Source organism: Microcoleus sp. D3_18_C4 (assembly GCF_036702355.1).
GTDB lineage: Bacteria > Cyanobacteriota > Cyanobacteriia > Cyanobacteriales > Microcoleaceae > Microcoleus.
In genome coordinates, this window is the sequence record NZ_JAUBTF010000064.1 from 1 (window position 1) to 24829 (window position 24829).

Consider the following 24829-nt stretch of genomic DNA (forward strand, 5'->3'; position numbering starts at 1 on the left):
TAATTCCGGCACTGTCTTCTCCATGTGCCTCACCTTATCAGATTTTTTGGGTTTTTGCTACCCCCGTGAACTTCTACGAAAAAAGAAAAACCCGGTTTCTTAAAGAAGCCGGGCTTTTACGTATTCTATTGTTTATTTAAGCTACTTAACTTCAGCCGATCGCCGGCTGTTAGGTGATTCGTAGTAAACTCCAGAACCTGTATCCGAGACAAAATGACAATCCCAGTAAGAGCGAATAAAACTCTTCCAAATTGGCTCGGTTGACTTGCGGTAATAATCGCCCAACACTGGCTTGATGGCTTCCGTTGCTTCCTTCAAGTGATAGTGCGGCATTGTCGAGAAAATGTGGTGGGCTACGTGAGTCCCGATGTCGTGATGGATGGAATTAATGATTCCGTAGTCGCGATCGATCGTAGACAATGCACCTTTCAAGAAAGACCAATCATTACCGCGATACCAAGGAATATCGGCTTCTGTGTGGTGCAGGAATGTTACCAAATCCAGCCACATCACGAACACTACATAGGGAACCAAGTAGAACTTGAGTAAAAACAGCCAACCAAACTGATAGGTTAGCGCGCCTAAAAAGCCTACCATCAGTACCAAGGATGCGGAACTCGTCAACACATCCCATTTTTCGGACGGACGGAAAAGCGGGCTACCGGGCATGAAGTGAGAACCAGTTCGATCGGGCGAGCGGCGAAATAGATAAATTGGATAGGCAAATAACATCAAATAAAAGCGTCCCAGCTTTTCGTACCAAGGCATTTGATTGTATTTGCTCTCCGATACCGGATACCAGCTTTCATCGTTATCTAAGCTGCCTGTATTGGCGTGGTGGGTTCGGTGGCTGATCCGCCAACCGTGGAAGGGCACGAGAATTGGAGCGTGAGAGAGGTGTCCGATCAGGTTGTTGAGCCATTTGCTCTTAGAAAATGAACCGTGTCCGCAGTCGTGGCCCACTACAAACAATGCCCAAAACATGGTTCCCTGCATCAACCAAAAGATTGGGTAAAAAAGCCAGGAATCGACGGTGTAGGCGATCGCATATAAACCTGCGATGATGCCAATATCTAAAAAGAAATAAGCCAGAGATTTCCATGCCGAGGGCTCAAAACAGTGGGCTGGAATGGCTGCCTTGATATCTTGAAGAGTAAAAGGTAACTCTGCTGTACGAGAGGATGAGCCTGGATTGCTCGCGGGATTGAGAATAGTATTTGATTGCACGAAGTTTCCGATTTAAGCTGACTTGAGAAACCGCATTCCGCCTTCTTTTAACAGTCAATCGATTTTAGATTTTAGATTTTAGATTTTAGATGCACTCCACAGATGAATCTGGGGGCTTAAACTAATATCTAAATTTTTTGGCTCTCCCCGACATGAGCCGGGGGGTTGTATCCCTATGCAGGTGAGGTCAGTTTCAACCTGCAAGGAGCCATATTTTTACTCTGCAAGGGTTTCTAAAGTTCTTTAGTTCGCATGAATAGCCCGTCCGCGATTCTCCAGCAAGTTGGCTTGTCGAATACTTGTGTCGGAAAAATTAGTGCGATCGACCCTGTTATCTGAAAAAATCTCCTGTACCCGTTGTTGGTGCGAAATGCGACTTCAATCTGAGAGTGGACATCTGGAGGAACTACCTCCAGTCTGCAGGTAGCATACAGCGTTTCGAGCAAGAATTGTGAACGAGAGTGTAGGGAAAAACCATCGATTTTAGATTGGCGATTTTAGATTCAAGCACAAATCTCCAATCTTCAATCTTCAATCTCCAATCTCCAATCCGAGGGTTGGGTTTCACACAAGTTGTACCCAAGCGCCTGTTCACTACAGTTCACCAATTCCGCAAGAATTGCTACAGCTAAGTTAATGTAACATTTCTACACACATTCTGGCAACGACTTACCAGAAAATTTTGAAAATCCCTAAATCGCGGAAATTGACGGGCGATCGCTTTCTCGCTTTTTGATTTTCTAGGTTCCAGCTTTTTCTAATATGAGCTTAGACCGTTTTACCATTTCTGGAACGTCGATCGGATAATCACCAGTGAAACAGGCCGAACAAAAACTCATCGGGTCTTCGTTAGTCGCTTTCAGCATTCCATCCCAACTCAAGAAAGCCAAAGAATCAACCCCAATTTGGACGCCGATTTCTGCGACTGACTTAGTAGCAGCAATCAACTGATCTTGATTGTCGGTGTCGATCCCGTAGAAACAAGGATGTGTCACCGGCGGCGAAGAAATTCTCATGTGAACTGCCGTTGCGCCCGCATCCCGCAGGGCTTTGACGATTTTGCGACTGGTTGTGCCGCGCACGATCGAATCATCGATAATAATTACCCGTTTTCCTTCCAACACATCTTTGAGAGGGTTGAGTTTCATGCGGATTCCTGACTCCCGCATTGTCTGAGTCGGTTGAATAAAAGTGCGCCCGACGTAGCGATTTTTAATCAATCCTTCGGCGTAAGGAATGCCGGAAGCTTGAGAAAAGCCGATCGCCGCCGGGATTCCCGAATCAGGAACGCCGATGACTATATCAGCATCAGCCGGAGATTCTGCTGCCAACAAACGCCCGATCCGCAGTCGGTAGCTGTACAAACTTTCACCTTCCATTTGGCTGTCGGGTCGAGCAAAATAGATCATTTCAAAGATGCAAAGTTTGCGCTTCTGCTGCTGACTCCAGTGGAAGGAAGCCATACCTTCCTCTGTAATCCAAACTAATTCCCCCGGTTCTACGTCCCGCAAAAATTCAGCACCGATAATATCCAAACCACAAGTTTCCGATGCTAAAACGTATCGTACCGGAGTTGTGGGGAGGATGCCAATTACCAGCGGGCGGACGCCTTGGGGGTCGCGGACTCCCATCACGCCTTTGGGGGTGGCGATCGTCAAACTAAAGGCTCCTTGGCACATACCAAAGGCGCTGATCGCTGCTTCCAGCCAGTCTTTGCCCTTGTCTACTTCGGAACCGATCGCCACTGCGATCGCCTCTGAATCCGTCGTACTGACAAATTCGCACTTCCGAGACAGCAATTCTTCGCGCAATTCTTTTGTATTGACAAGATTCCCGTTATGTGCTAATGCCAGACTTCCCAAACGGGTTTGGACGACAACAGGTTGAGCGTTGACCACGCGCGAGGAGCCGGTGGTAGAGTAGCGAGTGTGGCCTACTGCTAAGTTACCGGGCAAGTGACCTAAACTCGATTCGTTAAAGACTTGGGAAACCAGTCCCATATCTTTGTGCAGGTGGACTTTTTCACCTTCAAAGGTGGCAATTCCTGCTGATTCCTGACCGCGGTGCTGCAAAGCATACAAACCGAAGTAGGTCAACTTGGCGACATCTTCACCCGGTGCGTAGATACCGAAAACGCCACAAGCTTCCTCGGGCTTGTCGGGTTTACCAGAATGCTCGTCAGCCGCGAAGGAATGGTTGGGAATCATAGATGGGTGGGTTCCTAATGGGGAAGGTGGGTTAGGGGGACAGTTTCAGCGGGAAATCTTGTTTGCGAAAGCGTCGCATAACTTAACATTCCCTTAATCTTGCCACGGATCTGTCATTATTTCCAACTCGTGTAGCATTTCAGACAGAAGCGATGCGGCGTTTAAGGGCATTGTAGTATCGATCGCTCGTAAATTCTATACTAACCTTGATTAAGGGCGGGCGAGGGATGCGGCGAGGGATGCGGCGAGGGATGCGGCGATTGTCAAACGAAGTCCGCGCAACGCCAGACTGAAGAGATCGGCGATCGGGCAATGGAAAATAAATTAGAAAGTTGCTTGATGGGCTTTTTCAAATATTAGGATTTAAGGGCGATCGCTCTTGACTTTTCTGTGAGATTGACGTACTATATTATCATGGGAATCTGTGCGGCCATGTAAAGTCAATTTTGGGCGCAGCCAGTTAGGGCAATAGCACGGAGCAGATAAGTTTTTCAGTTTAATTTGTAGGGTGCGTCGCTGCGAGATTCTCGATCGAACTTGCAGATTGTTTCGGGCGACGCACATTACGGCTTCAACCCGCTACGCGGAAACCAAAGCCACGCGAAAACCGATGTCTGAGTAACGATCGCCCGCCGAATTGCTAAGACGATACGCACTGCGACAATTCACCGCAGTGTCCTTCCATGAACCGCCACACCGCACCCGGCGATCGTTTCGATCGTTGTCGAGATGACTGCACCATTCCCAAACATTTCCGTGCATATCATAAAGTCCAAAAGCATTGGGTGAAAAATTCCCGACATCAGTTGTTTGTTTGCGGTAAAGTCCCTTCGAGGCCCCAGCGTAGGGATTATTGCCATTATAATTAACTAAATCCGGGGTAATTGTTTCACCAAAATAGAAAGGTGTTTTAGTTCCGGCGCGACAAGCATATTCCCATTCCGCTTGTGAAGGTAAGCGATAAGTCTTGCCTGTTTTTTTAGAAAGCCGCTTGCAGAATTCCACAGCGTCATTCCAGCTTACTTTTTCGACAGGAAGTTTCGCACCTTTGAACTCAGAAGGGTTATTTCCCATCACCGCTTGGTATTGTTCTTGAGTGATCTCATATTTACCCATAAAAAAAGCAGGGATATTCACGGTACGCTGCGGCCCTTCATAACTACTTCGTCCGGCTTCCGTATCGGGGGAACCCATCACGAAACTGCCGCCAGGAATTGCTACCATGTCTAGAGTAATACCATTCCCAATATTTTCTATAAAAACCCGTGCTTGTCCTTGACGGCGGTTGGCGATTTGCCCCGTTGAGTTGACTGTCACTGTTTCAAAAGTAAAGCTTTTTAAAGCATTGGAAAAGGGCTGAGGTTTTGGAGTTTCTGGTGTGGGTTTTGGAGATGGTTTTGGAGATGGTTTTGGCGATGGACTTGCTGCTACAGATTGTGGAGATGGTTTTGGCGATGATTTTTTGGCTGTAGTTTTTGGAGATGATTTTTGAGCTGATGATTTAGGAGATTGCGGCTCATTTGTGGATGAAGGTGGAAGATTTGGTGAAGTTGAAGAGGATTTGTTGTTCAACAAACTTTGACTCAGCAGGGCTAATGCAAATCCTCCCCCAGCAAAACCCGCTAATTGCAAGAAACCTCGCCTTGTTGTGTTAGTTGGTAACGGCAAAGAGTGTTGTGGAACCACAGGAATTGTGGGATTTAGTATCGGTGCGGGAGTTGGTATTGACTGACGTTGAAAATCTATTAAAACTTGCTCTGCAGATTGATAGCGCTGCTGGATATCTTTTGCCAACAACTTAGATAAAATCAATTCCAATCCCTTGTCTATGGGACTTTTCAAATGTTGCTGCCAATTTCCAGTCCAGCTATAACCGTGTTCCGTCCACAAACCATAAGGATGTACCCCCGTCAGTAGATGAAAAGCCGTCGCCCCCAAACTGAACAAATCGCTGGCTGCATAAGCTTCACCACCTTGCATTTGTTCAAGCGGTGCATAACCATGCGAACCAATTTGCGTTCCCCGTCTCGATATCACTGTTCCCGACAACTGTTTGGAAACTCCGAAATCAATCAGCACTAACACACCGTCGCTGCGACGGCACATAATATTCTCAGGCTTGATATCTCGGTGAACAATTTTTTGTTCGTGAACAAACTTGAGAACAGGTAGAAGTTCGAGTAATAGTTGCTTAACTTGGCTTTCGTGCCAAATTCCCTGATTTTGGAAAAGCGTCAACAAATTATCCCCATCAACAAACTGTTGTACGAGATACAAATATTTGTTGTCTTCAAAATAGGCATCTAGGGAGGGAATTTGGGGATGTTGTCCTAGCTGTTGCAGTTGTCTGGCTTCTTGCTGAAATAATTCTACCGCTTTGTTAATCGCCCACGTTCCCTGGACATCGGGTGCTAATTGTTTAACGACACAGGGTTGATTTAGTCTATCAATATCTTCTGCTAAATAGGTTCGGCCGAAGCCACCTTGACCGAGGAGTTTTATCATGCGGAAGCGATTTCGCAGGATGGGTACGAGTTGAAGGCCACAACTGATGCAATATGTTTGCCCGTCCGGGTTTTGAGGATTGGGGCAATCGGGATTGATACAGCAAATCATTTATTTTAGGAATGATATTGTTTATATTGTATAGATTGACTGGGCGATTGAATCGACGATTGATAGGGCCATTGAAAAAATTAGCCTAATTTGTAGGGTGCGTCGCTGTGAAATTTTCTAGGCAATTTGCAGATTTTTAATGCGACGCACCTTACTATTGTGTGGTGCGTCGCTGTGAAATTGTCGATCTTCCTTGCAGATTTTTGATGCGACGCACCCTACCACTACTACGCGGAAACTAGGACGAGGAAGAAACCGAAGCCGCCACGCGAAAACCGAGGTGCCTGCTGCGATGAACCGCCCAATTCCTGCCACGATTGGCACTACGGCAATGAACCGCATCGTTGTCCCAGGAAGCACCACGCCGCACTCGGTTATTATTTGTGCCAGTTTCCCAAGAACTTCCGTCAGTCGGTGCACCATTGTAGTTATCATGCCATTTATCGCTGCACCATTCCCAAACATTCCCGTGCATATCATACAAACCAAACGGATTCGGCGGAAAACTCCCCACATCCGTTGTTTGTTCCCGGTAAAGTCCCTTCGGCGCAGCACCGTAGGGATAATTGCCATCATAATTAACTAAATCCGGGGTAATTGTATCGCCAAAATAGAAAGGTGTTGTACTTCCCGCGCGACAAGCATATTCCCATTCGGCTTCCGCAGGTAAACGATAAGTCTTCCCTGTTTTTTCAGACAGCTTGCGGCAGAATTTCACAGCCTCATCCCAGCTAACTTGTTCTACAGGGAGTTGTTTGCTTTTGAAAAAACCTTTGAAATGAGAAGGGTTATTCCCCATCAACGCTTGATATTGTGCTTGAGTGACTGGATATTTACCCATAAAAAAAGGAGAGATATTCACAGTACGCTGCGGCCCTTCATTGTTACTTAGTCGTGCTTCCGTATTAGGGGAACCCATCACGAAACTGCCACCAGGAATTGCTACCATGTCTAAGATTGCACCGCTACCTAAATTTTCCCTAAAAAATTCTGCTTGACGGCGTTGACGGCTACTTGTATTACCCCGCGCATCAACTGTCACCGTTTTAACGTCAAACTTTTTTAAAGTCTGTATAACAATTGGCGTTGACTGACCTTGAAAATCTCTTAAAACTTCCTCTGCTGATTGATAGCGCTGCTGGATATCTTTTGCCAACAACTTAGATAAAATCAATTCCAATCCCTTTTCTATGGGGCTTTTCAAATGTTTCTGCCAATTGGCCGTCCAACTATAACCTTGATCCACCCACAAATCAAAAGGATATAGCCCTGTCAGTAGATGAAAAGCCGTCGCCCCCAAGCTAAACAAATCGCTGGCTGCATAAGCTTCACCCCCTTTCATTTGTTCAATGGGTGCATAACCCTCCGAACCAATTTTTGTTCCCAGTCTCGACATCACTGTTCCCGACAACTGTTTGGAAACTCCGAAATCAATGAGCATCAACAAACCATCGCTATGACGGCGCATAATATTCTCAGGCTTGATATCTCGGTGAATGATTTTTTGTTCATGAATAAACTTGAGAACAGGTAGAAGTGCGAGTAATAGTTGCTTAACATGGCTTTCTTGCCACCTTCCCTGATTTTGGAAAAGGTTTAACAAATTCTCTCCATCCACAAACTGTTGTACGAGATACCAATATTTGTCTTGTTGAAAATAGGCATCTAGTGATGGAATTTGGGGATGTTGTCCTAGCTGTTGCAGTTGTCTAGCTTCTACCTGAAATAATTCTACCGCTTTGTTAATCGCCCAAGTTCCCTGGACATTTGGTGCTAATTGTTTAACGACACAGCGTTGATTTAGTCTATCAATATCTTCTGCTAAATAAGTTCTGCCGAAGCCACCTTGACCGAGGAGTTTGATCATGCGGAAATGATTTCGCAGGATGGGCACGAGTTCCAGGCCACAACTGATGCAATATGTTTGCCCGTCCGGGTTTTGAGGATTGGGGCAGTCGGGATTGATACAGCAAATCATTTATTTTAGGAATGATATTGTTTATATTGTATGGTGTCTAAGAACCCCGATTTATGTAATATGTTTTTGCAACAATCGTGAATTTTGTAAGAAGTCGGGGTTATTGGGCGTGTTTTAAACCCGGAGATCCCCCCTAGCCCCCCCTTAACAAGGGGGAAGAACACTCAAAGTCTCCCTTTTTAAGAGGGATTTAGGGGGATCGAAACTTCAGGTTGTCAGGCAGATGCAATCCGACGCTCGATCGCATTATAGAACCGATCGCCCATATCACCCATCGCCACCTCAATTAACATTTGATTGTCAGCACTCACAACCCGCAAAGGTGATTCAGCACAGCAAACTAAACCAATCTTCTGCCACATTTTTGTCAAATGTTCTTGCAGGTAAGACTCCCAAATTCCTTGATTTTTCGGTGCGACTGAAACTACAATGCAGTTGCCCATTTCACCAAACAAAATTTCATCCCAGCGGCCGACATTTGCCGAATTAAAACTAAGATGAATTTCCGCACCCATTTTAGCAGAGATACAGCATTCCGCGAGGGCGAGCGCAATTCCACCTTCCGCACAATCATGGGCAGAACATACCCAACCTTGCCGAATTCCATCGCGACAAACCGATTGCACTTTTCTTTCTAACTCAAAATCAATCCTTGGCGGTTTCCCAGCTACAATCCCGTGAATTGCCGCTAAATATTCCGAACCTCCCAAAGTAGGAGAAGTTTCGATTTTTGAGCTGTCAGATGGAAGTTCTGAGTTTTGGGATGATTCACCAATTCCCAGCACATAAATTAAATCACCTTTCTTTAGCCAAGCTTGGCCAGAAATCTTGGTCAAATCGGGAATTAACCCCACCATTCCGATTACCGGAGTCGGATAAATTGGTTGAGGATTTCCCTCAGCATCAACAGTTTCATTGTAAAGAGAAACATTGCCGCCAGTAACAGGCGTTCCCAACTGCCGACAAGCATCAGCAATTCCGCGACAAGCTGACGCTAACTGCCAATATCCGATCGGCTTTTCAGGACTGCCAAAATTCAAATTATCAGTAACTGCGAGAGGTTCAGCACCCACACAACTTAAGTTTCTCGCTGCTTCCGCTACGACTGCTTTTGCACCTTCATAAGGATCGAGATAAACATAACGAGAATTGCAATCAACCGTTGCAGCAACTCCGGGAATAGCCCCCTGCGGCGCTTCCTCCTTGCTAAGGGGGGGAGAAAGTTTGGGAGTTTCCCTACCTTGTGCCTTTGTAAATAGAGGAATTACCTCTTCTTCCTGTTTGCTTTCGGAAGCTAGAGAAACAGCATTTTCTCTCTGTAGATCCCCCTTAGCAAGGGGGTGTACTTCTAGCCCGTTACCGAGAGAAGATTGGCAGGGTTCTAGCGGACGCAATCTGACAACCGCAGCATCAGCGCCTCCCGGTAAAACAACAGTATTGTTTTGCACTTGATGATCGTATTGGCGATAAACCCAGCGTTTAGAAGCGATGGTGGGAGTATCTAAAAGCGTCAGCAAAATCTGATTCCAAGTTTGGAAATTGCCGTTAATTTCGATACCTGTAACTGTGGATTGTGGCAGGGAATCAGCCGTCCATTCCCATGCTTTTTTAGCATATTCGGGCGGTTCTGTCAACAATTCTCGGTGATAAATTGGCGTGTTATCTGCCAAAGCAGTGGCGGTAATTTCCGCCGCGATTTCGCCTTTAAAGAGAATTCGGACGATCGGCTCTTCGATGACTGTACCCGCTACTACCGCGTGCAATCCCCATCTGTGGAAAATATCGATTAATTCCTGTTCGCGTCCTTTTTGGGCAACAAACAACATCCGTTCTTGGGATTCCGAAAGCAGGTATTCGTAGGGAATCATGCCGCTTTCTCGAACGGGAACTTTGTCTAAATCGAATTCAATGCCGACGCCGCCTTTGGCTGCCATTTCTGATGTGGAACAGGTGATTCCGGCCGCACCCATGTCTTGGGCGGCGACGACTGCACCGGTTTTGAATGCTTCTAAACAAGCTTCAATTAAGGATTTTTCTAAAAATGGATCTCCTACTTGGACTGCGGGGCGATCGTCCATTGATTTATCGGTCAATTCTGCACTGGCAAAACTTGCTCCTCCCATGCCATCTCGCCCGGTAGTTGAGCCGACGTAAAGCACGGGATTTCCGATGCCAGAAGCGCCGGATTTGACTATTTCTTGAGTTTCCATTAAACCCAAGGCCATGACGTTAACTAGCGGGTTGCCGGAATAAGCAGGATCGAAGTAAACTTCGCCGCCAACTGTGGGTACTCCGATGCAATTTCCATAATGAGAAATTCCGGATACTACGCCTTTGAATAACCTCTGAGTTTTGGCATCGTCTAAGTTGCCGAAACGCAGGGAATTCAAAAGTGCGATCGGGCGTGCACCCATTGTGAAGATATCGCGGAGAATCCCGCCGACACCGGTTGCCGCACCTTGGAAAGGTTCGACTGCAGACGGGTGGTTGTGGGATTCAATTTTGAAGGCGAGTTGCAAGCCTTCTCCCAAGTCTACGACGCCGGCATTTTCTCCGGGCCCGACTAGAATTCGATCGCCCTCTGTGGGAAACTGTTTTAATAGTGGCCGCGAATTTTTGTAACAGCAGTGTTCGCTCCACATAACGCCGAACATTCCCAATTCAGCTTTATTGGGATGGCGGCCTAGACGCTGAACGATTTCTTCATATTCTTCCGGTGTGAGTCTTTCACCGGCAATTTGTTCGGGGGAAAATGGGGATTCGGAGATGGGAGACATGGAAACTCGTTATAAACCACAGGCTTTATTCTAAATGCCCTGTGCTTGGTTAATCTAAAATCTATAATCTAAAATCTATAATCCTAGGTCTTTGGGTTGCTAACCTAAAATCTAAAATCTAAAATCTAAAATCTAAAATCGAATGACTCAACCTCGAAATCTCAATTTTGCTAACCAAAACTTGCGGAACCGTTCTTTTAAAGGGCTTGACTTGTCAGGGGCGAATTTCAGCGGTTCCGACATTCGAGGCTGCAATTTCACCGGGGCGATTTTGAGGGGGGCAAATTTTCAGGGTGTCAGAACCGGACAAAGCCGCAGGCGAGTGAGAAATTTGATTGCTAGGGCTGGGGTAACGGCGGTGACAGTGACGACGGCTGGGGCTTTGACTGGACTGATTGCCGGGGCAGATGCGGGGGCTGTGGCGGTGGCTGGAACGGCGGCTACGGCGATTGCTGTGACTCGGTGCGAGGCTGGGATTGTGGCGGGGGCTGTGGCTGGCGCTGCGGCTGCGATCGGGGCTAGCGGTATTGTGACATTTTTAGGCGGAGATACTATCAGGGGAATTGTCTTATTTTTGGTTTCTGGGGTAATTCTGGGGTTAACTGCGATCGGATTTTTTATCGCTGTTGAACAAATAGAAAAATTGTCGATAACGTCGTTTAGAAAAGCTGATTTAACTGATGCTGTATTCGATCCGGGGGCGGTTCTAGATGCCGATTTTTCCGATGCGCGAGGAGTGCCGTGGTAGAGTACACAATTACTGATTTTTTACCCATTCCCGGAATTCTCGCACTGCTGTGGTTGCGCCTGTAGTTTGAGTGCGATCGATAAATTCGTCAACTTTTGCAGTGGGTAGCATCGGGAAAGCCCGGGAAAAATTGCACTCGGCATATTCGCCATTTTGCAATTGATAAAACTTGATGCTTCGTCCGTCGTACCGCCAAATTTCTGGTACGCCTAAATCTGCATATAAATCGAATTGATTTAAGGAACTGCTGGTAATATCAATTTCCAGTGCTAAATCTGGCGGCGGATCTTGAGCAAAGTCTAATTCTGTTCTCCCTCTGACCAGTGCTTCATTTTGGATATAATAGCAGGAATCTGGTTCTTTACCCGCTGCTTTTTTGCGTTTTTTAATAGTCATAGAGCCAAAGGGGTTGTACTCTAGATTAAGTTCTTCGATGAGAGTTACAATTAAGCGATCGATTAGCCTGTTGCGATTTTCATGTTCCGGTAGCGGCACCATAATTTCTAATTGACCTTGATGATAAGCAATTCGGGTGGAACGTTTGTTGCCCAGTTCCGCTAGCAGGCTTTCATATAATTGCCAACTGATATTTTGCAGTAAAACTCGCTGTTCGGGGGGGGTTGATATTGTTAGCATTTTACTTGGGTTTTAAAGCTTGAGTATATTTTAGTTGATATTTTTGTTTTGCGAACTGAACAAAAAGTATCTGCAGACAGCTACGGTCATGCGCTACTCTAGTTAATAATAGACTGTGGTCATTAGTCCTTGTTGTATGAAGCTGCGATCGTTCTTTTCTTTCCTCATTGCTGGCGTCTTGACACTCTTAGGCTTGAGTGCGGGGGGTTTTTACTGGCTGACAACTCAAACTCCCCTGAATTTGCTCGCTGGCGGGCCGACAACTACTCCGGCTGCGGCTGTGTTTGTCTCGAAACAAGCACCTTTGTTAGCATCAATGCTGGTAAATCCCGATCGCATCGAAGCATTGCGACAAGTTTTTGCCACTCCCGAAGAAAGAAGTCGATCGCACGCAGAATTTGAGCAAATCAAAAAAAGTCTCCTCGGCAATACAGGCCTCGATTACAGTAGAGATATCCAACCTTGGATAGGTGACGAAATAACCCTCGCCGTCACAACCCCTGATTTCGATGGCGACAGCAGCAACGGCCAACAAGCCGGGTTTTTGCTGGCCGTTTCCTCCCAAAAGGTCGATCGCAGCCAACAATTTCTCGACTCCTACTGGCGCCAACAATCTCGTGCCGATAAAACAGTTCATTCGGAACTATATAAAGGGGTGAAAATTAATTATAAACAACCACCAATAGCCAAGAAAAAATCTACTTCGCTTTTGCCTTTTAACCAGTTTTCTCTGCCGAATTCAAAGTTGCCATCCAGCTTCGCAACAGCAGCCATCGGCGGTAATTTTAATTTTGGGGAGAACCAAAATTTTGTTTTATTTTCCAATAGCCCGATTGTGATTCGAGAGGCAATTAATAACGTTGAATCAGCCAACCTAAATCTCAACAATACCCCGGAATATCAAAAAGCTTTGCAGCAGCTAAATCAAGGTAGAATCGCTTTAGCATTTGTCAATCTCCCGCAGTCAGCAACCGAGCAAAATCCCCCAGTTTCTCTTAATTCTCTCGCAGTTGCTGTCGGAGTCAACCGACGGGGATTGCTGGCTCAAACTGCTTTAGTGACATCGCGAGAAAACACAGCTTCTCCAACACTCTCCGAACCGGTGCAAGCCTTGCAATACATTCCCTCAGCCAGTCCTTTCGCGGTCGCCAGCACCGATTTAAGGAATTTTTGGGCTGATTTGTCATCGGCGGTGTCCACTAATGCAGAAGTGTCAAATTTAGTCGATCGCACCCTGGCAGATATTCAGCAAGTTTGGGGCGTCAACCTGCAGCAGGATATATTTGACTGGGTACAAGGAGAATACGCTTTAGCAGTGCTTCCCAATTCGTCAAATAGTGCTGACTGGATTTTCGCCGCCGAAAAATCTGCTGATTCCCAAAAGGCGATCGACAAACTCGATGAAATTGCCCGCAGCAAAGAATACAGCATCGGCAGCTTCACTCTCAGAAACCAGAAAATTACCGCTTGGACGCAGTTGACAACGAGCCCAAATTATGGGATAGACAATAATAGAAAAAGCGCGATCGAAACCGAGGCAAAAGGAGTCCGAGCCACCGTCGGCAAATACGAAATTTTCACCACTTCAGTAGAAGCAATGGACGCAGCACTAGAAGCAGCCGAAACAGGCTCTTTAGTTGCCAATCAAGATTTTCAAACCAGCATTGAACCCCTACCGCCATCTAACGACGGCTATTTTTATTTAGACTGGCCTTCCAGCAGGGCAATTTGGGAAAAACAAATCCCGCTGTTGAGGTTAATTGAACTTTCGGCAAGACCATTGTTCGATCACTTGCGATCGCTCACTGTCACCAGTACGGGAGAAATAACAGGAATTCGCAAAGCTACAATATTTATGCGGCTGAATTAGTTAGAAGGAAGTTCGGCAACGGATTGGCAAGGGCGGATGTAACGGATGTCAGGAAGAAGGAAGAAGGAAGAAGGAAGAAGGAAGAAACTATGCCCAATGCCCAATGCCCAATCCCCCATGCCCAATTCCCAATTCCCCATAACTAAGGACTAATAACTACTGGCTGCTTGACCTTTTTCGGTTGCCCAAAATAAGCTTGAAATACCTCTTTGGCGATCGGGGCCGCGGCAACAGAACCATAACCGCCATTTTCCACAACCACGGCGATCGCAATTTCCGGCTTCTCAGCAGGCCCGAAGGCCACATACAAAGAGTGATCCTCCTGTCCGATGACCTCGGAAGTCCCTGTTTTGCCCGCCGTCAGCGGAATCGTACCGTCATTCAATCCCTGTCCCGTACCCTCGGCAACCACCGCGATCAGTCCTTCCTTAACCACCTGAATTGTTGAAGGTTTCATCCCCGTATTTACCCGTTGAGTCTCCGCTGTGCCGGTCATAGAAGTCAAAAGATGGGGCTTCACCCGATAGCCGCCGTTAGCGATCGAACTCACCATCACCGCCCCCTCCAAAGGAGTCATCAACACCAACCCCTGCCCGATCGACATCGTTACCGTATCACCCGCATACCAAGGTTCTTGATAAATTTTCTCCTTCTCCTCCGGCGTCGGGATTTGACCGTGATCGCCACCGCCTAGCCCCAAAAGATTCAAATCCGTATCCTTGCCAATTCCCAAGTGGTGTCCCCACTTAGAAATTTGCTCGGGCCCGGTACTAATCCCCACTTGATAAAAAAACGTATTGCTGCTGAAAGCCAAAGCATCTCGAAAGCCGATGTCGCCGAAACCGCCGCTGTGTTCGTTAAAATCAATTCCCCCCACAGTAATGTAAGACGAAGTACCGAGAATTGAACCCGGCGAAAATTTGCCCGACTCCAGGCCCGCGACGGAAGTCACAATTTTAAAGGTGCTGCCAGGGGGATAGCCTTGCATCGCCCGATTCAAAAATGGATTTTGCGGATCTTGAAGAGTTTCCCACTCATCCTTAGTAATTTTTCGCGTAAACAGATTGGGGTCAAAAGTCGGGTGGCTGGCCATAACTAATACCGCCCCCGTTTTGACATCCAGCGCCACTACTGCTCCCCGGCGGTGCCCCAAGGCTTTTTCGGCTGCTTTTTGCATTTCCAAGTCTATGGTTAGCTGCACCGCCTCACCGGGTTTGGGCGGTGTCTCTCCCATCAACCGCAATTCTTGATTTTGGGCATTTACCTCGATCAGCCGATCGCCCCAAACTCCGGCAATCTTCTTGTTAGAGCTCGCTTCTATGCCCATTTGACCGACAATCATCCCCATCGGATATTCAGGATGAGCTTCCAAGTCTGCTGCGGTAGCTTCGCCAATATATCCGATAACGTGAGCAGCCAAACTGCCTTCGGGATAGTAGCGGTTCGCTTCTGGCCGCACTTCCACTCCCCGCATTTGTCCCACCTCTTCTGCTAGTGGCACAAACACCTCTGGCGGCATTGCTTGCTTGAGCCGCACCGGTCTGTAGGATTGAGGATCGACCTCTTTTAATTTTTTTAAAATTTCTTTTGCCGGAATCTTAACCAGCGGACTCAACTTTTCTGCTGTCACTTTCCACTGTTCCGGCGTTTGTTCTTTCGGCCACAAATATACCGATCGAGCTAAATTGTTTGCCGCTAGCAACTTGCCTTTGCGATCGACAATGTGTCCACGATTCGCCGGCATTGGCACTAGGCGAACGCGATTATTTTCGGCTCGTTCCCGGTTTTGCTTCCCTTGTATCAGTTGCAATTCCACCAGCCGACTAGCGTGCAGGCCTAGCAAACCTGTTGCCACCAGCATTAACACGATCGCCCGGTGTATCGGACGCTCCTGTCTCTTAGGAGTTTCCGCCAGGGTTTTGTCAGGAGAGTGAAATGCTGAGATCGAATAAACTTGTCGTTGCATCATTCTATAGGTAGATGTCAAATCCTAGATTTTAGATTCTTGAATTGTCAATTGTGAAGTATACATCATCAAACCGGGGACAATCGGGCCTTGACTCTTGGGGGAAACGGAATCATTGATCATTAACTTTTGACTAATCACTAAATAACTCATGACTGTTAACTAATCCCCCAAGCACCAAGAAATAGCCAGAAAAATCACGGTCAGGCTCAGCCAATTAGGGAGGTGGAGCCAGCCCGATAGACCTATAGGTAACAATACCAAGGCCTGTGTCAATAGGGAACCGATCGCCAACAGCAAGGCTAGGAGTATCAAATTTATCATCTTGACACCGTACAATTTCGGATATGAGTCGATCACCTGTGGCAGAAATCCGAGTGGCACAAGCGAGCGCGATCGTACAGGGATTGTCCTGATAGACATAAGAAAGAGAAGCCAGGAGGTTTTGAACTAATTTAAAAAAAATTATTCTTCCTCCACAGTTTGGATTCTAGGGGCTGCGATGGGTAAATTCTGAGTTGTGGTTTTAAGTTGTGACCGAGGAGTATTGCCATGTTGTTTAATCAGCGAGCCAATTTCAAAAACGGTGCGCTCTTGGCTGCGATCGCCGCGATCGCCGCCCTACCAGTTTTAGCAGAAACAGCCAATTTCGGCACTTTAACTTTATCGCGAGGTTTTGCAGCCCCAACAGCAGTTTTGAGAGGTTCCACAGGCGGATCGTACTCTCTATCTGTCATAGCCAACGCCGATCGCCACAAAAACAAATGTTTGGGTTTTGCCACCCCAACTCCCGACCACATCATAGTCTTGCAACAAAACTTTTCAAAACTCACACTCCAAGTCAACAGCGAAGGAAAGGACACGACCTTACTCGTACAAGGCCCCGGTAATGCGGTGCTCTGCGGAGACGATATAGGTCAGAATAAAGATGCTGCCATACTTGATTCTGACTGGCAAGCAGGCTCTTACAGGATTTGGGTAGGTACTGTCGAACCCGGAGTCAAGTCTAACTATACAATCTCAGTACAGGAATAGAAAACAGCGGCGCTGTTGGATGGAGAAAATAAAATATCATCAAATTCTCCCCCATCTCGCACTCTCCCAGGGTTCCATTCCGTAATATCCCCCAATCTCCCGATCGACCGCTCACTTCCCCCATCCAGTAAAATGTAAAATCGAAAGTGGCGTGTTTAACCAAAATAGGTAACTCCGAAAGTGCTAAAGACTCTTAGAGCTGACTTCAGTATAATTTTCGATCGCGACCCTGCCGCTCGCAACTGGCTGGAAGTTTTGTTTTGCTACCCCGGTCTTCAGGCCCTAGTGCTGCACCGCCTCGCACACTGGCTTTATGTGTTGGGACTTCCCTTCATCCCCCGCTTGATTTCCCACATTGCTCGCTTTTTGACCGGAATTGAAATCCACCCAGGGGCAACCATCGGCAAAAGCGTATTCATCGACCACGGTATGGGGGTTGTGATCGGCGAAACAGCGATAATCGGCGATTTTGCTCTAATTTACCAAGGTGTCACCCTTGGCGGTACTGGCAAACAAAGCGGCAAGCGTCACCCTACCGTCGGCGAAAACGTAGTTGTAGGTGCCGGCGCCAAGGTCCTCGGCAATCTTCAAATTGGCAATAACGTTCGCATCGGCGCAGGTTCCGTCGTGCTCCGCGATGTACCATCTGACTGTACAGTGGTAGGGATTCCCGGCCGCATCGTATATCGATCGGGAGTGCGCGTCAATCCCCTAGAACATGGCAGTTTGCCGGATTCGGAAGCTGTGGTAATTCGCTCTTTGCTCGATCGTATCGAATCCCTGGAACACCAAGTAAAAAGTTTGCTTCCTCAAGAATCTGTCTCCTTCACTTCTGATCCCACTTCCCACAATTTCCACTCAGTATCAGAAGCTTTAAACCAAGCCAGCAATGTAGCCTTAGCCGAAAAAACACAGCTAGTTACAACCCCTAGCTGCAAGTTAAAAGATAAAGCAATTCAAGAATTTTTAGACGGCAGCGGCATCTAAAATTTGAATAGGGCATAGGGCATAGGGAATTGGGAATTGGGCATAAGGCATTGGTGAATGTTAACTGTTAACTGATGACTTGATGACTAATAACTAATGACTACTGACTAATGACTAATGACTTCTTTTTCAAGGATTAACCGATCGCACAGACCAATTTCCCTCCTCGTCGCGCCGATAAAGCGATCGGTTTTGCGGTTCCCCCCGCAACTCCAACAAATCCACGGTTTCCGGTTCCAACAACAGCAAGCAAAAATTAGGCAGCGGCTCGATCGCATTTGGGGAAGCAGAATCAAAAGCACTAGCCTCGGCTTTGTCATCCCCCGGATGCGGCCAAGCAAACTGCGCTCTAGCCGCCTCAGAAAGCTCCTGCCAAGTTGTGCATCGCGATGAGCACAACTCTGCCTCTGGATAATCTGCCCCTACCAAAACTAGCTTTCCAGCAATCCGAAATTGTTCGCGAGTTTTCGGGAAATACCAGCAAATTTCCCCCCAAGGATAGAGGTTAATTTCCTCTGCCTTTTGGCTGCGAATATCTGTAATAAATTTCAACTGATTAGTATCTCCTAAAAAGCCTCGAAACACCACAGTGCGGTTGGCCGGACGCCCGGTGGCGCGAACAGTTGCAAGTTGCAAGTAACGGGCAAAAGCAAGACTGCGGTTGCGGTGGAGGGCACGAGCTAAGGGCGATCGCCAAAGTGCTAAAGACATAATTAATAACCTATCATATTGGTAATGGGATTAGTCAGTAGTCAGTAGTCAGTAGTCAGTAGTCAGTAGTCCTTAGTCCTTAGTCCTTAGTTATTGGGAATTAGGAATTGGGCATAGTTTTTTGTTTTTCTTCTTCCTTCTTCCTTCTTCCTTATGAGTAATGACCACTGACTACTGGCTGCTAGCTAATAACTAATAACTAATGACTACTGACTAATAACTATTCTTTCTGCTATTGCTAATTTTATGTCAAATTCACTCTCAAAACTCAAAACTATTGAAACTCCCCACAGTGGCTACCACTGGGACGGTAGTGCCCGGCGCTTTTTTGAAGGCTGGTACTACCGAATAACATTACCGATTCACGGACAATCCTTTGCATTCATGTATTCCATCGAAGACCCCAGAGGCGGTCAACCTTACAGTGGCGGTGCAGCTCAGATTCTCGGCCCGAAAGATAGCTATTTGTGTCGCACTTTTCCCAATGTAAATAAGTTTTGGGCGGATCGAGAAAGCTTAGGTTTCGGACATTGGGGCAAAACAGATTTACAAATTAAACCCCAATATTTAGAGCCGCAAGTATTCGACAGCCGCGTCGAAGAAGGCTATCAAGCTACTGCTACTTTGAATCAAGGTTATCTGCACGATCCGGGAAGCGGCAGCCACTGTTTTTGGCAGTACGAAATTCAACCTATTTATGGCTGGGGAAACTCTCAGGAACTCCAGAAATCTACCGCAGGAATGCTATCTTTTCTCCCCGTATTTGAGCCGGGATGGCAAATTTTAATGGCTCACGGTTTAGCCACGGGCTGGATTGATTGGAATGGCGAACGCTACGAATTTAAAGATGCTCCCGCTTACAGCGAAAAAAACTGGGGCGGTGCTTTTCCGCAAAAGTGGTTTTGGATTAATTGCAATTGTTTTCAAGGCGAAAAGGATTTAGCTTTAACCGCTGGTGGCGGCAAGCGGGGCGTGCTGTGGTGGATGGAATCGGTAGCCATGATTGGTCTACATTACCGAGGCAAGTTTTACGAATTTGTGCCTTGGAATTCGGAAGTTAGTTGGAATATTCAACCTTGGGGAAGCTGGAAAATGCAGGCTAGAAACAGTCAGTTTGAAGTTGAGTTAATTGGCACTACAAACAGTCCTGGTACTTATGTGCGAACTCCTACAGAAAAAGGTATGGCTTTTTGCTGCCGGGATACGACGCACGGCGAATTGCGCTTGCAACTGCGAGAGTTGTTGGGGGGAAATGTGGAAAAAAATGGCAAGCAGCGTTCTAGAATTATCTTAGAGGCTCAAAGTTCTTTATCGGGTTTGGAAGTTGGGGGCGGGCCTTGGGATGAAGTTTGGCGATCGAATTAAGTCATTAGTCATTAGTCATTAGTCATTAGTCATTAGTCAGTCGTCATTAGTCAGTCGTCATTAGTCAGTGAATAGTTAACAGTAGTCAGAACAGCCATGATCAATTTACTCGGTTTGCAAGGCAAATTATACCGCAGCCAGGGGTTACAACAAGCTCTCAAGGTGATTTTGGGAGTAATTTTATGTTTGAGTACAATCTTGATGCCGACGGCAATTGCTAGTGCTGCCGGTGATTTGTCTCGGCAACCTGTCACCGAAATTACTGTTAGTTTGGGTAACGAAGCTGGGGAACTTAAGTTTTTTCCCAATCTGCTAGAATTTGAATCGGGCAAGCGCTATAAATTAGTGCTGAAAAATCCCAGTTCGCAGAAACATTATTTTACTGCTAAAAACTTTGCTGATGCGAGTTGGACTCAAAAAGTTGAAGCTGGGAAAGTGGAAATTAAAGGAAGTATTCACGAACTGGAACTAAAACCGGGCGCTATGGCAGAATGGGTGTTTGTGCCGATGAAATCGGGAACCTACAACCTGCGCTGTACGGTAGCCGGACATACGGAAGCGGGGATGATTGGCAAAATTACGATCGCCTCTTAAATCCCAATCTCCGTTCAATTTCAGATGAATTACCGAAAATTAATCGAACTTTCGGCCCTCTAGACACTTTTTAAGTAGACTCTAGCGGAGCCATTGTCAGTCCTGCACGGCTCAATTGCATATGATAAAGTTCTGCTTGCTCTTGCGGGCCAACCCAAACGGTGGCCTGGCCTTCGTGGTGGATTTGGTTGGCGAGTTTCCAAGCTTGATCGCTCGTCATCCCTGGAATGTATTTTGTCAAACATTCCACAACGTGCTGAAATGTGTTGAAATCGTCGTTGAGGACTATTACCCGATAGTTTGGATAAGGTTTGCGGGTAACTTGACTCGATCGAACGGGTGCTATGGTTGGTGAAGAGGTCATCGCGCGAACAGCCACTAAAACTACAAAATTCGTAAAATAGTTACCTCTAAAATTTTAACACAATTTCAGATTTTTTTTAACCCCTACTTGGTATTTTGATCCGCTTCGGGGTTTATTTTCACCACCGGGCCCTGCGTTAGATTTCTCCAGAAACTCCTGTGGGGAGTAGGGGTTAGACATCCTGCCCCCATTGACAGGCTTTTCTGGAGAAATCTATTGCACCGCGCCGATTACACTACAGTTAACACTCGATCGACCTCAGAAGTGTCGCCGCCGTGAGAGTACGCTTGCAGCAGAAGTTGCTTTAAATCTTCAATCAGTGGATAGCGGGGGTTCGCTCCGGTACACTGATCGTCAAAAGCACGATCGGCCATTTCCTCAACGCGAGCAAAAAAGAAATCATCGCTCATTCCCTGACTGGCGATCGCCTCCTGAATCGTGCTAGGAAGATCTACCTCACGCTTGAGATTTTCCACCGCTGCGATCAACTTCTCAACTTTTTCATCTTCTGTATCCCCGCCCAAATTCAGATAGTCTGCAATTCGAGCATAACGCCACTTGCTGTTAGGATACTTGTTTTGAGAAAAAATCGCTTGTTTGAAGGGAACATCCGTCGCATTATAGCGAATTACATGGGAAATCATCAGCGCATTCGCTAAACCGTGAGGGACGTGGCAAGTTGCACCTAATTGGTGAGCTACTGAGTGACAAACCCCCAGAAAAGAGTTGGCAAATGCCATGCCGGCGATCGTAGCAGCATAATGTACTTTCTCCCGCGCTTTCGGATCGTTAGCACCATTTTTGTAAGCGCTGGGCAGGTATTTAAACAGCAAACGAATCGCTTCTAAAGCCAAACCATTTGTATACTCAGAAGCCAACACAGAAACATAAGCTTCTAAAGCGTGGGTTAGCGCATCAATGCCGCCGTAAGCTGTCAGTTTCCGGGGCATATTCAGCGTAAGTTCTGGATCGACGATCGCCATACTCGGAGTCAGAGCATAATCTGCAAGCGGATACTTAATCCCCGATCGTTCATCCGTAACAACCGCAAAAGGCGTGACTTCCGAACCCGTTCCCGAAGTAGTTGGAATTGCCACCATAATTGCCTTTGAACCCAAAGGCGGCAGTTCGTATACCCGCTTGCGGATATCCATAAACCGCATCGCCAATCCTTCAAACTCAATTTCTGGATGCTCATACATCAGCCACATTACTTTAGCAGCATCCATCGGCGAGCCACCACCAAAGGCAATAATCGCATCTGGATGGAAACTATTGCAGATTTCTAAACCTTTGCGAACAGTAGCCAGCGAAGGATCGGGTTCCACATCGTAAAATGTGTAGTGCTCGATGCCGATTTCTTCCAAACTCTCTGTGACTTCCTTAGTCAATCCCAATTCAAACAAAGGTTTATCCGTCACGATCAAAGCACGTTTCTTACCTGCAAGATCCCTCAAAGCTACAGGAAGACAACCCGACTTAAAATAAATTTTGGGAGGAATGCGGAACCAGAGCATATTCTCGCGCCTTTCTGCTACGGTTTTGATATTGAGCAGGTGATGGGGTGTCACGTTGACAGAAATGGAATTATCGCCCCAGCTACCGCAACCGAGGGTAAGGGAGGGATCGAGGCGGAAATTGTACAAATCGCCGATCGCACCTTGAGAAGAAGGCGTATTAATCAGCACCCGCGAAGTCTCTAGTTTGCTTTCAAAATAACGAATGTGCTTCTGATTGTGCGGAGCCGTGTAGAGTACAGAAGTATGTCCGTGTCCGCCAAAAATTATCAGCGCTTCAGCTTTGTCTACTGCTTCAGTAAAGTCCTTGGCGCGATACATGGCGAGAATCGGCGAAAGTTTTTCACAAGCAAAGGGTTCTTCTTTACCTACCGCCTCCACTTCTCCAATCAAAACCCTGATGTTTGACGGCACTGTAAAACCCGCAATCTGCGCCACCTTTTGCACGGATTGTCCGACAATTTCGGCATTCAATCGACCATCAATTAAGATTACCTGACGCACTTTTTCCCGTTCTTCAGCATTGAGGAAATAAGCGCCGCGCTTGATAAATTCCAGTTGCACTGCATCGTACACCTCATCCACAACAACCACCGATTGTTCCGAAGCACAAATCGTGCCGTTGTCGAAAGTTTTGCTGACCAAAATTGAGCTGACAGCCATTTGGATGTGGGCGGTTTCATCGATGATGGCGGGAGTATTTCCGGCGCCGACACCGAGGGACGGATGCCCTGAAGAGTAGGCAGCTTTTACCATTCCCGGCCCGCCAGTTGCCAAAATTAGTTTGATATCGTGGTGCTGCATCAAAGCTTGGGAAAGTGGCACAGTTGGCTCGTCAATCCACCCAATAATATCCGGTGGTGCTCCTGCAGCTACAGCAGCATCGAGGATGATTTTTGCCGCCGCAGCCGTGCAGGATTTGGCGCGGGGATGGGGCGAAAATATAATGCCATTTCTAGTCTTGAGCACGATTAAAGACTTAAAGATTGTGGTGGAAGTCGGGTTAGTTACAGGAACGATTCCCGCCAGCACTCCCACGGGTTCGGCAATGCGTTCGTAGCCAAAATGCCGATCGGACTCGATGATACCGCAAGTCTTGTCATTTTTGTATTTGTTGTAAATCATTTCCGAGGCAAAATGATTTTTGATTGCCTTATCTTCGATCACTCCCATTCCCGATTCTTTGACTGCTGCCTTGGCTAAGGGAATGCGGGCGGCATTAGCAGCTAAAGCTACTTGCTTGAATATGCGATCGACTTGTTCTTGAGTGTAGGTGGCAAATTCAGCTTGGGCTGCTTTCACTTTTTGAATTAGGACTTCTAATTCATCTAAATTGGTAACTTTCATGTTGTTTATCCTGATGTTTATTTCGGGAAAATTATTGCCTCAATCTTTGATTGGTAGGGAACCTGCAGATCGACGCAGATAATTTCAAGATTGTTGGTTTCTTTGTGAACGCGGTATTTTAATTATTATATACCGCTAGCTCCGATCGCATTCACCCCGCGATTGCGAAAAATATCAACAGTTTGTTGCACGAGTTCCGGTGAAGCGGGAGGTGTATCCTTGAGTTCGTAATCCAGTTTTAATTGTTCCCATTTGTATTCTCCCATTTTATGAAATGGTAATACTTCTACTTTTTCCACATTGTTCAGATTGGCAATAAACTCCGCTAATTTTTCTACGTTTTCGATGTGATCGGTGAGGTGAGGAACTAGAACGAAGCGAATCCACGTCGGTTTGCCAATTTCGCTGAGATATTTGGCCATTGCTAAAGTAGGCTCGATCGACACATTGGTGACTTTGTAATACAGCTCGGGAATGTAGGATTTGATGTCCAATAAAACCAGATCGGTCATTTCCAGAACCGGTTTAGCAACTTCTAAAACACAGAAGCCTGATGTGTCTAGGGCTGTATGCAAACCCATTTGATGACAGCGGCTAAAGATTTCTCTGACAAAATCCGGCTGCATCAACGGTTCGCCGCCGCTGACTGTAACGCCTCCTTTCCGCAGGTAGGATTTACATTTTGTAATTTGATCAATTAAATAATCGACGGTTACTTCTTTACCATCGTGGGAATTGCGACAGTCGGGATTGTGACAGTAAAGACAGCGTAACGGACAGCCTTGGGTGAAGACGATAAACCGGATTCCGGGGCCGTCTACGGTACCAAATGTTTCGATTGAATGAATGCGACCAATTCCAGACATTGATTTGGTTTTGAATTG

The 24829-nt window shown here is 46.7% G+C and carries 17 protein-coding genes; 6 read left to right on the forward strand and 11 right to left on the reverse strand.

Going from position 1 to position 24829, the window contains the following annotated elements; translation table 11 throughout:
- Positions 1-141: 141 nt before the first annotated feature.
- The 5 genes from QUA90_RS24795 to purL all read right to left on the reverse strand — a co-directional run bounded on the left by QUA90_RS24795 (position 142) and on the right by purL (position 10805).
- The gene (locus tag QUA90_RS24795) at positions 142-1227 is read right to left on the reverse strand and encodes a DUF3474 domain-containing protein (protein ID WP_333390196.1); all 1086 of its coding nucleotides are present in this window, start codon (positions 1225-1227) and stop codon (positions 142-144) included.
- A 740-nt stretch (positions 1228-1967) separates the two neighbouring features.
- Positions 1968-3434, reverse strand: coding sequence for an amidophosphoribosyltransferase (purF, locus tag QUA90_RS24800; RefSeq protein ID WP_333448195.1), 1467 nt, complete (start codon positions 3432-3434; stop codon positions 1968-1970).
- Positions 3435-4013: 579 nt separating this feature from the next.
- The gene (locus QUA90_RS24805; RefSeq protein WP_333448196.1) at positions 4014-6050 is read right to left on the reverse strand and encodes a bifunctional serine/threonine-protein kinase/formylglycine-generating enzyme family protein; all 2037 of its coding nucleotides are present in this window, start codon (positions 6048-6050) and stop codon (positions 4014-4016) included.
- Between the two features lie 238 nt (positions 6051-6288).
- Positions 6289-8028, reverse strand: coding sequence for a bifunctional serine/threonine-protein kinase/formylglycine-generating enzyme family protein (locus tag QUA90_RS24810; protein WP_333448197.1), 1740 nt, complete (start codon positions 8026-8028; stop codon positions 6289-6291).
- Between the two features lie 215 nt (positions 8029-8243).
- Complete coding sequence (gene purL / locus QUA90_RS24815) at positions 8244-10805, reverse strand: phosphoribosylformylglycinamidine synthase subunit PurL (protein WP_333448198.1); 2562 nt, start codon at positions 10803-10805, stop codon at positions 8244-8246.
- Between the two features lie 142 nt (positions 10806-10947).
- Here purL and QUA90_RS24820 point away from each other — a divergent pair, with 142 nt between their 5' ends.
- Complete coding sequence (locus QUA90_RS24820) at positions 10948-11553, forward strand: pentapeptide repeat-containing protein (RefSeq protein ID WP_333324589.1); 606 nt, start codon at positions 10948-10950, stop codon at positions 11551-11553.
- A gap of 9 nt (positions 11554-11562) precedes the next feature.
- Here QUA90_RS24820 and QUA90_RS24825 read toward each other — a convergent pair whose 3' ends face one another.
- Positions 11563-12189, reverse strand: a complete 627-nt coding sequence (locus QUA90_RS24825; protein WP_333324587.1) for a Uma2 family endonuclease — start codon at positions 12187-12189, stop codon at positions 11563-11565.
- 136 nt (positions 12190-12325) lie between these two features.
- On the opposite strand from QUA90_RS24825, the gene QUA90_RS24830 reads away from it, so the two are divergent.
- Positions 12326-14059, forward strand: a complete 1734-nt coding sequence (locus QUA90_RS24830) for a DUF3352 domain-containing protein (protein ID WP_333448199.1) — start codon at positions 12326-12328, stop codon at positions 14057-14059.
- A 142-nt stretch (positions 14060-14201) separates the two neighbouring features.
- On the opposite strand, the gene mrdA is transcribed toward QUA90_RS24830, so the two are convergent.
- Positions 14202-16028 carry a penicillin-binding protein 2 gene (mrdA, locus tag QUA90_RS24835; protein ID WP_333448200.1) on the reverse strand — a complete coding sequence of 609 codons (1827 nt, stop codon included), beginning with the start codon at positions 16026-16028 and terminating at the stop codon, positions 14202-14204.
- Positions 16029-16577: 549 nt separating this feature from the next.
- Here mrdA and QUA90_RS24840 point away from each other — a divergent pair.
- The gene (locus QUA90_RS24840) at positions 16578-17060 is read left to right on the forward strand and encodes a hypothetical protein (RefSeq protein WP_333167668.1); all 483 of its coding nucleotides are present in this window, start codon (positions 16578-16580) and stop codon (positions 17058-17060) included.
- A gap of 180 nt (positions 17061-17240) precedes the next feature.
- Positions 17241-18047 (forward strand): serine O-acetyltransferase, encoded by an 807-nt coding sequence (gene cysE / locus QUA90_RS24845; protein WP_333448201.1) that lies wholly within the window; start codon positions 17241-17243, stop codon positions 18045-18047.
- 129 nt (positions 18048-18176) lie between these two features.
- Here the strand turns inward: cysE and QUA90_RS24850 are convergent, their stop codons facing one another.
- Positions 18177-18758: an Npun_F5749 family FMN-dependent PPOX-type flavoprotein gene (locus QUA90_RS24850; protein WP_333448202.1), complete on the reverse strand. Its 582-nt coding sequence runs from the start codon at positions 18756-18758 to the stop codon at positions 18177-18179.
- A 246-nt stretch (positions 18759-19004) separates the two neighbouring features.
- Here QUA90_RS24850 and QUA90_RS24855 point away from each other — a divergent pair, with 246 nt between their 5' ends.
- On the forward strand, positions 19005-20123 hold the full coding sequence (locus QUA90_RS24855) for a tocopherol cyclase family protein (RefSeq protein WP_333448203.1): 1119 nt from the start codon (positions 19005-19007) through the stop codon (positions 20121-20123).
- 96 nt (positions 20124-20219) lie between these two features.
- A complete protein-coding gene (locus tag QUA90_RS24860) occupies positions 20220-20717 on the forward strand; it encodes a plastocyanin/azurin family copper-binding protein (RefSeq protein WP_333448204.1) in 498 nt (165 codons plus the stop codon).
- A gap of 70 nt (positions 20718-20787) precedes the next feature.
- Here QUA90_RS24860 and clpS read toward each other — a convergent pair whose 3' ends face one another.
- The 3 genes from clpS to pflA form a co-directional block, all read right to left on the reverse strand.
- On the reverse strand, positions 20788-21081 hold the full coding sequence (clpS, locus tag QUA90_RS24865; RefSeq protein WP_006633998.1) for an ATP-dependent Clp protease adapter ClpS: 294 nt from the start codon (positions 21079-21081) through the stop codon (positions 20788-20790).
- A gap of 230 nt (positions 21082-21311) precedes the next feature.
- Entirely contained in the window at positions 21312-23945 is a 2634-nt protein-coding gene (adhE, locus tag QUA90_RS24870; RefSeq protein ID WP_333448205.1) for a bifunctional acetaldehyde-CoA/alcohol dehydrogenase, read from the reverse strand.
- Positions 23946-24070: 125 nt separating this feature from the next.
- A complete protein-coding gene (gene pflA / locus QUA90_RS24875; RefSeq protein WP_333390222.1) occupies positions 24071-24811 on the reverse strand; it encodes a pyruvate formate-lyase-activating protein in 741 nt (246 codons plus the stop codon).
- Between the last annotated feature and the right edge of the window lie 18 nt (positions 24812-24829).